1 protein-coding gene and 3 tRNA genes are annotated in these 2,427 nt (G+C 43.6%); all 4 read right to left on the bottom strand.

Annotated elements, in window-relative coordinates; translation table 11 throughout:
* Positions 1-232: 232 nt before the first annotated feature.
* Positions 233-1,858: a methyl-accepting chemotaxis protein gene (locus CAG68_RS08315; protein WP_161441000.1), complete on the bottom strand. Its 1,626-nt coding sequence runs from the start codon at positions 1,856-1,858 to the stop codon at positions 233-235.
* A gap of 275 nt (positions 1,859-2,133) precedes the next feature.
* Positions 2,134-2,209, bottom strand: a tRNA-Asn gene (locus tag CAG68_RS08310).
* A 45-nt stretch (positions 2,210-2,254) separates the two neighbouring features.
* Positions 2,255-2,330: transfer RNA gene (locus tag CAG68_RS08305), tRNA-Phe, on the bottom strand.
* 7 nt (positions 2,331-2,337) lie between these two features.
* Positions 2,338-2,413 (bottom strand) — tRNA-Thr (locus CAG68_RS08300).
* Positions 2,414-2,427 lie beyond the last annotated feature (14 nt).

Here is a 2,427-nt window from a genome sequence, read left to right as displayed (position 1 = left end):
ACGAGGTGTATTAAAAGGCTTTTCGGCTTTCAGGTCAACAATAAAATTAAAATAAAATATCGTTTGATGAATTTGTGCTCGGAGTGGGCTGTTTTTATGCGTTTTTAGCAGCAATGCGCCATGCTTTAAGCGATGTTTTAACATTGATAGTGTGTTCACTTGCAAAATAAAGGCGATAAAAACAAAAAAGCACGTCTGAAAACGTGCTTTTTATTGAACAATTGACTTTAAACTAGTGCTTTACTGAGAACTTGTTTACCCAACCTTCTAGCTCATTCGCTAGTGAAGCTAAACTTTGAGTACTTGATTGACTCTCGGTTACGACAGAGTTGAGTTGGCCTCCGCTTTCCTCGATAAGGTTTATGCGTAGCGCAATATCATCGCTAACCTGCGTCTGCTCAGCGGCAGCAGTAGCGATCTGCTGGCTCATTGTGGTGATAGATTCTAACGCCGTTACAATTTGCTGTAGAGCTTCAGAGGCATTCTTAGACTCTGTAACAGTGCTTTCACTGGTTTCTGCACATATTTCCATTGTGTGAATGGCATTGCGAGAGCCTTCTTGCAGATTGGAGATCATATACTGAATCTCTTTTGTGCTGTCTTGTGTGCGTCCTGCTAGGTTGCGTACCTCATCAGCAACGACTGCGAAGCCTCGGCCTTGTTCTCCAGCACGTGCTGCTTCAATGGCTGCATTGAGTGCCAATAGGTTTGTTTGCTCTGCAATATCACCAATCACATCGAGCACTTTTACAATATTATTTACATCCTGATCTAGATCGGCGACCGCTTTACTCGCAGTATTTAATTGAGAAGCTAAACCTTGAATGTTTTCAACCGTGTTATGAATGAGTTTCTGAGTATGTTGGCTTTGTTTGTCTGCCTCGTCCGTATTGTTTGCGGTGTCGCTTGCTGAATTGGCAACATGGTTGGCTGAAGATGCCATTTCAGTCATCGCAGTGGCAATCATCGCCGTTGATTGCTGCTGAGATACGGTAAGATCGGCAATCGTATTTGATCGAGACTCTACGGCAAACAACTCTGCGCGCAGTGCATGCATAGACTTCTCTAGGTTTGTCACCATGGTAGCTAGTGATTGACTCATATCTTGCACGGCACGATAGATACTTCCTCTCGGTGCCACAGTATCAAAACTGGTCTGAATGTCTCCTTGAGCGACAGCTTGAACTGCTTTACGCACGTCGTTAGGCTCTCCACCAAGTAGATGAAGCATTTTGCGAATCGAAATGATCAGGCCACTTAGAATACTTCCCGCGATAATCAGACACAGCACAAGCTGCCATTGTGCTGTCGACCAAAAACGTGCGTTAACTTCATTAAAGCCAATACCTGTACCGACAACCCAGCCCCAGTGTGGTGTTTTTTCTGCTATCGAGTGTTTTTCTTCAATGCTGCCATCAGCTTGTTTTTGGCTCCAGGTATATTCAACGATCTGACCTGTTTTGTGCCCCAATACATCTAGAATGAGTTGGCCTACGCTATTACCACTGCCATCTCTAAAGTCATGGAAGCTGGTTCCGTGCAGTTGAGGGTCTAGTGGTGCGGCGATGAACATCATATTTTCATCTGCGACATAAACGTATTCGTTGTCTTTGTAGATATTGTTACGAAGTAGGCGAGTGGCTAATGCTTTCGCTTCGTCTTCCGGCATTTTGCCTTCGATAGCCATCTTTTCTACTTCGGTAAGTATGCTGTACGCACTTTTAAATAGCTCAGTAAGTCGAGCTTTGTTATCAAGGTTACTTGCGACGCGAAGTGTCCATAAGCCCGTTGCGGTCAGAGCTAGGAGAGCTAGCAATATGATCGCAGATAATAAATAGGCTTGAGTTTTTAGTTTCATATTTAGCTCACAAATAAAGTGTTATCACTATGCAAGGCATAGCTAAAAGAAGAAATGTAATAACTCGGGCATCTTAGTGAAGATAAATATGCTCGGATACTAATGCGTATTGAAATTACGATGAGGATTAAATTTTTAGCGTGAAATAAGTGTTTTTGAAGAAAGGATTTAATGTTCGCTGATGTTTAGAAATGAAGTGCAGATAAATGGGAAAGTGAGAAATGACGTATAAAGCAGATACAAAAAAGCCGCATCAAGTGATGCGGCTTTAAAAGTGGCTCCTCCTGCTGGGCTCGAACCAGCGACCTGCGGATTAACAGTCCGTCGCTCTACCAACTGAGCTAAGGAGGAATTATTCTTTTTTGTGTCTTGCTTATGAAGCAAGTGCACCAGATATGGTGCCTCGAGGCGGAATCGAACCACCGACACGAGGATTTTCAATCCTCTGCTCTACCGACTGAGCTATCGAGGCAAAAGAATGGTGCCGACTACCGGAATCGAACTGGTGACCTACTGATTACAAGTCAGTTGCTCTACCTACTGAGCTAAGTCGGCACACTTTATTCTTT

It is taken from the genome of Vibrio sp. V42_P2S4T144 (assembly GCF_009904715.1).
Classification (GTDB): Bacteria; Pseudomonadota; Gammaproteobacteria; order Enterobacterales; family Vibrionaceae; genus Vibrio; species Vibrio alginolyticus.
This window is presented reverse-complemented; position numbering and strand designations above follow the sequence as displayed.

What these genes read in the sequence shown, in the direction of transcription:
- CAG68_RS08315 (WP_161441000.1), bottom strand. Translation starts at nt 1,858, where the DNA reads ATGAAACTAAAAACTCAAGCCTATTTATTATCTGCGATCATATTGCTA.